We start from the raw sequence: 7,097 nt of genomic DNA on the forward strand, positions 1-7,097 counted from the left end.
CCGACACCGGGGCGCCGGCACCTGGCTTGATGCTGATGATTTATCCCTCTGGCCGCCGCGCCTGGTTGTCCCGACTGACGGTATCCGCTGGCCATCTTCCACCCGCGACGCCTGGCGAACCGTTACGCCGGCGCCCTGGTCGACGTGTCGATGTCCAAATTGGCCCGTGGCCACAGTGGAGCCTAAACGAGGCCCGAGAGCGACACGGGGAGAACGCGGCCGCTGCGTCGCGTGGCCATGACCCGCGCTACCTGGTTGCTGCCAGCGAGGTGGTCCCGCTGTTCGGCGACATGATGCGCCGCTGGCTGGCTCACCTGGAACGCATGGGAGAGCTCGCCCCGTCGACTCTGGCCGCCCATTGCCAACGTTGGCAGGCCTATCTGTCGCGTCTCGACGGAGTGCCGGTCGATCAGCTGTCCCGACAGCACATTGCCCCGGAGCTGACCCGCGCCGCCGAGAGCTCGCCGGTACAGGCGCGGGCCACCCTGTCGACGCTACGTGCGGCGTTGGAATGGGCGCATGGCCAAGGTTGGATCGAAGACAATCCCGCCGCTGGCATGAAGCCATCTACCTATGGCGGCAAAGCCGGAAAGACGAGAAGCGTCACCCTGACGATCGAGGAATTGCGGGAAGTCTGGTCCACCCTTGAGGCCTGCCTTTTGTCGCCGGCAATGGTCGACGCCTTGCGTATGCTTATCCTGACCGGGGCCAGGCGTGCCGAAGTGGCCGGGATGCGTTGGGAAGAAGTAGATCTCGATCATGGCGTGTGGCATCTGCCGGCGACCCGCACAAAAACCAAGGAGCCCCGGGACGTATACCTATGTGAAGAGGCGCTGGAAATATTGCGCGCGCGCCTGCCTGCCGCTAAAGGGCCGGTATTCCGTGCGATCGGCCATGACAAGCCATTGACCCCGGATAGCTTGAGCACCGCCGTCAAACGCCTACAGCGGCAACCTGATCAGCGAGGCAAAGGAGGTGGCCTGCTGGCTCGCCTGGGTGCTGAAAAGCCGTTCACCGTCCACGACCTGCGCAGATCCGCCGCCACCCTATGGGGCGAGCATCTGGCAGTAGCTCCTCACATCATCGAGCGGTTGCTTGGTCACGCACCGGCCAACGCCATCGAAGCGGTTTATCAGCATCAGCGATACCGTTCAGAACAGCGTGAAGTCATTGCGCGGTGGGGCGCTCTGTTGCATGACCACGTGATTAACGACCCCGGCGACGCCGTGGTGCCGTTTCGTCGTAACACCACAGCGTCTGCTTGACTTGCCCCCGCCCATCACTCAGCAACGATAAGGCTGACCAGGACGTCGACCTTGTCATATTCAAACCGGAAAAGTGGCCAAAATGCGCCTGAGTCATGGAGGTATCGTCCAGTGACGCACAGTGATGTGCAGTGATGTGCGTCAACACAACTGGAGACGAATATGCAGAACAACGTGAACGATATCACTCCCGAATACCTCACCGACGAGCAGGCCGCTTTCCTGCTGGGCGGTCTATCACCCCTGACCTTACGCAACTCCCGCGTACGTGGAGTGCTACTCGGTCATAAGGCGCCGCCGTGGGTAAAGCTGGGTCGTCTCGTCCGCTATCGCCGGCGTGATCTATTGAAGTGGGCAGAGCGTAACGCGGTCGAACGCCGCACCGCTCAAGGCTAGGGGGTGTCATGACAATATCAATGGATCGCATCTTAGCCGATGCCGAAAAAAGCGCTTTATTCACGCGGCCGCCGCTAAAGATCGAGCTTTCGCTAGCACTCCTTGTCGAGGCCTACCACGAGAGCCGCTATGTGTGCGCCCTGGACGCGTTGCGCGTTAATGGCGACACATGCTGGCATAGCTCCATTGCTGAGCTGAGGCAAAAAGGCTTTGAATTCTTACAGCAACCTCGCCCGCATATGCACCGGCACGGCGGCCAAGCGCTGTATCAAGACTATCGCCTGTCGGTGAGAAGCATCGAAAAAGCCGAGAGCCTTTTGAAGCTCTATCGAGCGGGCAGAAGTCAGCCACCGATGAGTTCGCAGACAAAGACGAGCCCAGGGAAGAGCGCATGAATTTTATAAGAAGTGGTTGCTACCTGGGGATTTTTTCGACTTCACCGCATCATCTGGACGTTTTATGTCACAATGTTACGAAGAGGGCCGAGAGAGAGGCCTTAGAAAAGCGAAACCCCGGAATCCTTGGAAGCTGTGGCAGGCAAAAAGGAGACCGGGGCTACAGACGCCTTGGAGGGCGTGAATCTGTATGTTGAGTATAAACCAATTTTTAGCGGATAACACCCGCTGTGGAAACGGGGTGCGCACATGAGCGCATCAAATCCCGTTCCCGCGCAGCTTGACCTCATCTCAGAGCCAAAGAATTATCACGATTCAGAGCGGTGGGGATGGTTCTCCGTCCTCGCTCGACAGAGCGCCGACGGCGGACGTCTACGGCAGAGCTCCTATCGTCTCAATCAGTTGCCGAGCGTCATACAGGCAGCCCCCCGCGATCGTGACTGCTACATATCCCAGGGCGAATTCTCGGCACCCAACCGGCGCGTCGTTAATCTCGCCCGAATCGGGCTTCTGTTTCTTGATATTGATCCTGGCCAGGCCACTCACCTCGACGGCGATCAGTGGGCTATGCGTTGCCTGATGGCTTGTAAAGACGAGGGTATACCTGCCCCCTCCCTAATCGTGTTCAGTGGCCGTGGCGTTCACCTCAAGTGGCTGTTGAGCACTCCTGTGCCCCGGCAGGCGCTAATGAGATGGAACCTGGCTCAGCGCAACCTCGTAGAGCGATTCGAGCACTTGGGAGCCGATGCGGGCGCGAAAGATGCCAGTCGCGTATTGCGGCTGGAGGGAACGCGTAACAGCAAATCGGGTGAAGTGTGCCGTGTCGTATGGGAAGACCGAGGTACGGACGGAGATCTGGCCAGGTACGGTTTTGATGAGCTTTTCGACGAACTGGTCGATATGCCCCGTGAAGCGCTAAGAGAGACGATTAAGCAGCGAGAAGCAAGTAGGGGGCTGCGGGTAATCAAAGGCGGTCTACACGGGCTACGCAAGCTGTCTCAGCGCACGTTGGCCTGGGATCGGCTAGAAGATCTACGCACCCTTGCCAAGATGCGCGCCCACAGCATCGAGGGGCAGCGGATGTTGTTCCTTCACTGGTCAATAAACTTTCTGGCTCTCGCTGAGCCCATCAAGGCCAGTCATCTTCATTACGAAGCGCGTACCCTTGCCGCTGAGATTGCCCCCGGCTGGTCATATCGTGATTGTGACCTAAGCACTCAGTTTGCCAAGGCCAAAGCTCATGCGAGAGGCGAGAAGGTCGAGTTCAACGGACAAATGTACTCTCCGCTCTATACCCCCCGCAATGCAACGCTGATCGACACGTTCCAGATTACTGACGATGAACAACTACAGCTTAAAACAATCATCAGCAAAGCTGAGGCTAAGCGTCGGGATGCTGAACGTAAGCGAGAGTATCGCCGCAAGGCCGGTGCTCTCGATCGCGGGGAATACCTGTCTCAAGCTGAACAACGTCGAGAGGAAGCGCAAAGACTGCGCAATGAAGGGTTCAGCTACCGAAAGATCGCCACTGCTATGGAAACCAGCGTAAGCCAAGTACAGCGGATGTTGACCAACAACCAATAGGTGTACCCAAGTCCGTCCGTATTACTTGTGGTGGTAACCAATAGAGAGCTTCTGCCACCAGATCCATGTGTCTGACTAAGAGCATGGCTAGGTAGCGCTCAGGGTCTGCCCGGCTTACTTAAGCATACCGTATAGATAAGGTGTACCCAGGTCCGTCCGTATTACTTGTGGCGTAGCCAATAGGAGGGTAGCTCTGTCCTCTGCATCGCAGATGATATCGCTCGGTCAGTGGTCCATGCGTACTACTTGAGGGCGTAGCCTGGTGGGGTGATAACCAGTCCGTCCGTATTACTTGCCCTGGATAATCTGCAGTCTTTGAGTGAAGAGAGTCGCCTACCATCGCTGATTCCTTAGCTATGGAGATTCCCTGTGCCTGCCCCCACTCGTTTAGAAGTCGCTGAATATAACCGTGCTGTCGGCACTCGTATACGAGAAGCCCGTCAGCTAGCCGGTTTCAGTCAAGCTGGTCTTTCCGAAGCTATCGCGATTGATTCGAATCTCATGCCAAAGCTCGAATCCGGTGTAGATCTTGAAGACGGCGCCGCCCCCTGGGTGCTAAACCGGATTGCTACCACATGCGGCGTTAAAGTTGATTTTCTGCTGGGCCTGACTGAAGAGAGTGAGCCTGACGAGCCTGGGCCGACCTGGCGAGAGCTTGCTTATGTTTGTAATGCCAGCGCAGCGCGTGGACGTGAGCGACATGTACACGATCTAGCAGTTCGAGACGCCCTTATCATTCAGTTTCGTGAGATGTCGGCAGAAATTATGCCGAGTGTCGAAGCTGTACAAAGGGCGCTTGAGCGCGTCATTGAGCTGAACCCTTCGTGGGATGACATGCGGGCCGGATCTCGATTATCAGACGCGACCGCTGCGCTTAGCGATGTTGCTCTTGCTGTGCCGGCGTTCCAGCGCTTACGTCGATCGACAGATGATTGCTGACGCGCCTGACACTCTGTCTGGCCTTGAAATTGCTGCCGCCTGATCCGTTCCTTTCGTACGAACCAAGCCCGCCGAGTGCGGGTTTTTTTGTGCCCGCTATTTGCTTTTCCCAACCCGGAAAATTGGACGTTAGCGGCATTTCTTCCCCCCTTAGCATGTACCTCGTATCTCCGGTTATCCCCGGTTAGCACCGATATTCCTTATGGAAACTGCCCATGAACAGCAACAGCAAAATGACATCGGAGCGCGATAAGCGCGCACAGCGGCGAGAGCTAATACTCGACTGCGCGATGGACTTGCCGCATGACCAGATATTGCTGAGTACCCGTGAAGCAGCGGATGTACTGAGCATCTCGGCCGGACTGCTGAAAAAGTCACGCATGACCCATGTGCTGCTGAATCGAACTCCGCCGCCCCACGTAGCGCTGACTTCAACAACCATCCGTTATCGACTTAGCGACATCACAGCCTGGCTTGAGTCCGTACTTGATGAAGCTACGCGGCCGACATCAGCAAAACCCAAGCCCAAGACCGCTAGCCGCAGCACTCAAGGAGCTCAGCACCATGCCTAACAACGAATATGCAATAGAAGCGCGCAGCGCGATGGAGCTCACCAGAGAAGAGCTAGCGGCTGCTTTGGACGGCGGTCAGCTGTCTGAAGATGCGATTCGGCGCGCCCTGGCTACCGTTGAGTTCGCTATCGGCGCGGCAAGCGAGCCGCAACAGAAGACGTTAACGCAGCACGAGGCGATGGAGCACAGCGTTAAAGAGTTCTCTCGCGAGATACGCGATGAAGCACTCAGTCACGCGAGTCACTCGATTGATAGCGTGCTTGAAGAGCTGAACCTTGTCGCGCTGGGCGATCGTCTCAGCCCAGCGAGGGCCTTTTTACTGGTTATCGCTCTTGGGGCAGCGGCTAGCTCCATTAACGGCGTGATGGAAGAGCAGCAGGGCTGATGGCTTCTTCTGTCGGCTCAGTCAAAGGCTCCTCAAAAGAGCTGCGCGACCGGCTCGGTGATGACGCCCGGCAGCGCCGTGGGGCGACCAACATCCTCGATCCCCGGGAAGTCCAGGGTGACTACGATGCTGGTCGCTTGATGACTACCACGCTCGACGGTGAGCAGCGGCCTATCACGGATGCGGATCTAGCTGCTTTTCGTCGCAATGCCCGCGCCCTGGGCAATCGCTTTAAGGGCGGCATCACTCCTCGCCAGGTGATCGATCTGAGCTTGCGCAAAGACCGGCATCGAGCACGGACGGAGATTCCTACGGCTGTCGCCGCTGCTTCACGCCAAGCGAAAGACGGGGCGTTAGAAGTGCGATTCATGACGAGCTCAAGTCCGCAGAGCAAGCGAGCTCGGCATCAGGTGATCGTTGAGTTCGGAGAGTTCGCTGGTCTGGTGGCAAACGGCGGGTTGAGCCCGCGTAAAGCCGCGCGGGAGCTCGTACGGGGCCGTATTCGCTTTGACTGTGACTGTGAACATCACCGCTATCGTCGCCGTTATATCGCAACCATTGGGCGCTACAACGCGGGCCGTCCGGAAACCGGTTACCCAAAAATCACGAACCCCAGCCTGTCGGGCGTCGCGTGTAAGCACGTCTTGCGCACCATGTCTGAAGTGGAAGGTGGCGGTTCTGTTCAGACGTTCCTGGCCAGAGCTATCGAGAAAGCCCGCGGGGGCGGCACGGCAATTCAGCGTACGTCGCAGAAAGCCGCCGATCGCCAAGCGAAAAAGCAAGATTCACGTCCGATGGCGGCAAATGCTCAGGACACCGGTGATAGGGACTTCGATCGCGCCCGGCAGGCCTTACGTCGGAAGAGCCGTGCCACGGCAACTAAACCCAAGAAAACAGCAAATGGCAGCAAACGAGCCGCTGCCCTGGGTGGCAATGCCAACGCCCGGGACAAGCTGCTAGCGGCGGCTAAAGAACTGGGTATTTCTGCTGAACAAGCTGCTGACATCTTCAAAGCCGCTCCCAAGGACAAGTCATGACGGCGCCCCGGGATCCACTACAGCGCGATCGGCTGGAAGATCGCTTACACCGGCGTGCTCTCACTGGTGATCACACCGCATTTTTACGACTGCGCCGCCTACGCCGCCTGTGGCGTGCCATGGACACCATGAACACAAACCGCAAGAAAGCTCAGGAGAAAGCAAATGACTGATAACACCGATACCCGCGACACGCTGATGGACAAGGCCGACCGCCTGGACACTCTGAACACTCCCGATCTCCGTGAATGGATTGCGGCAACACGTGAGGCTGATCGCCTTCGCCGTGAATTGAGTGGCGTTTCCGCCCAAGGGCGCTTCACTGCCGCGATCGCTCAACACGGAAGCCCACAAGACGCGCTGCGTGCTGTTCAGTTTGAAGTCGACGCGCTGACTGAGCGGCTCAAAGAAGCATCAGAGAAAAAGCTTCGTATCGAAAATGATCGTCGCGAGCTCGGCGATATTTTGAATCCGGTCACAAGTCAGCTGATCACGAAGGGGCGCACGCTTTGCGAGCGCAAAAA

10 protein-coding genes are annotated in these 7,097 nt (G+C 57.7%); all 10 read left to right on the top strand.

The genetic code is table 11. The features are described from left to right. A partial coding sequence (locus CXF87_RS11195; RefSeq protein WP_157826508.1) for a tyrosine-type recombinase/integrase occupies positions 1-1,265 on the top strand: 1,265 nt, incomplete at its 5' end. Between the two features lie 162 nt (positions 1,266-1,427). Continuing rightward, complete coding sequence (locus CXF87_RS11200; RefSeq protein WP_015077980.1) at positions 1,428-1,661, top strand: helix-turn-helix transcriptional regulator; 234 nt, start codon at positions 1,428-1,430, stop codon at positions 1,659-1,661. 8 nt (positions 1,662-1,669) lie between these two features. Continuing rightward, positions 1,670-2,056: a hypothetical protein gene (locus CXF87_RS11205; RefSeq protein ID WP_157826509.1), complete on the top strand. Its 387-nt coding sequence runs from the start codon at positions 1,670-1,672 to the stop codon at positions 2,054-2,056. Between the two features lie 249 nt (positions 2,057-2,305). Further along, entirely contained in the window at positions 2,306-3,640 is a 1,335-nt protein-coding gene (locus tag CXF87_RS11210; protein ID WP_015077948.1) for a helix-turn-helix domain-containing protein, read from the top strand. A gap of 369 nt (positions 3,641-4,009) precedes the next feature. Further along, positions 4,010-4,579, top strand: coding sequence for a helix-turn-helix domain-containing protein (locus CXF87_RS11215; protein WP_015077949.1), 570 nt, complete (start codon positions 4,010-4,012; stop codon positions 4,577-4,579). Positions 4,580-4,794: 215 nt separating this feature from the next. Further along, positions 4,795-5,151 carry a helix-turn-helix transcriptional regulator gene (locus CXF87_RS11220; protein ID WP_015077950.1) on the top strand — a complete coding sequence of 119 codons (357 nt, stop codon included), beginning with the start codon at positions 4,795-4,797 and terminating at the stop codon, positions 5,149-5,151. Further along, positions 5,144-5,536: a hypothetical protein gene (locus CXF87_RS11225; protein ID WP_101146690.1), complete on the top strand. Its 393-nt coding sequence runs from the start codon at positions 5,144-5,146 to the stop codon at positions 5,534-5,536. Before CXF87_RS11220 ends, CXF87_RS11225 begins: the two co-directional genes overlap by 8 nt. Continuing rightward, positions 5,536-6,573: a hypothetical protein gene (locus CXF87_RS11230; RefSeq protein ID WP_015077951.1), complete on the top strand. Its 1,038-nt coding sequence runs from the start codon at positions 5,536-5,538 to the stop codon at positions 6,571-6,573. Before CXF87_RS11225 ends, CXF87_RS11230 begins: the two co-directional genes overlap by 1 nt. Then, complete coding sequence (locus tag CXF87_RS21620; RefSeq protein WP_157826510.1) at positions 6,570-6,746, top strand: hypothetical protein; 177 nt, start codon at positions 6,570-6,572, stop codon at positions 6,744-6,746. Before CXF87_RS11230 ends, CXF87_RS21620 begins: the two co-directional genes overlap by 4 nt. After that, positions 6,739-7,097, top strand: a 359-nt coding sequence (locus tag CXF87_RS11235) for a hypothetical protein (protein ID WP_157826511.1), incomplete at its 3' end; no start/stop codon positions are given. The genes CXF87_RS21620 and CXF87_RS11235, both read left to right, overlap by 8 nt.

It is taken from the genome of Halomonas sp. MES3-P3E, from assembly GCF_002836035.1.
Taxonomy (GTDB): domain Bacteria; phylum Pseudomonadota; class Gammaproteobacteria; order Pseudomonadales; family Halomonadaceae; genus Vreelandella; species Vreelandella arctica.

Coding starts and splice junctions, on each gene's coding strand:
- CXF87_RS11225 (WP_101146690.1), top strand. CDS start 5,144: ATGCCTAACAACGAATATGCAATAGAAGCGCGCAGCGCGATGGAGCTC.
- CXF87_RS11210 (WP_015077948.1), top strand. CDS start 2,306: ATGAGCGCATCAAATCCCGTTCCCGCGCAGCTTGACCTCATCTCAGAG.
- CXF87_RS21620 (WP_157826510.1), top strand. CDS start 6,570: ATGACGGCGCCCCGGGATCCACTACAGCGCGATCGGCTGGAAGATCGC.
- CXF87_RS11220 (WP_015077950.1), top strand. CDS start 4,795: ATGAACAGCAACAGCAAAATGACATCGGAGCGCGATAAGCGCGCACAG.
- CXF87_RS11205 (WP_157826509.1), top strand. CDS start 1,670: ATGACAATATCAATGGATCGCATCTTAGCCGATGCCGAAAAAAGCGCT.
- CXF87_RS11230 (WP_015077951.1), top strand. CDS start 5,536: ATGGCTTCTTCTGTCGGCTCAGTCAAAGGCTCCTCAAAAGAGCTGCGC.
- CXF87_RS11200 (WP_015077980.1), top strand. CDS start 1,428: ATGCAGAACAACGTGAACGATATCACTCCCGAATACCTCACCGACGAG.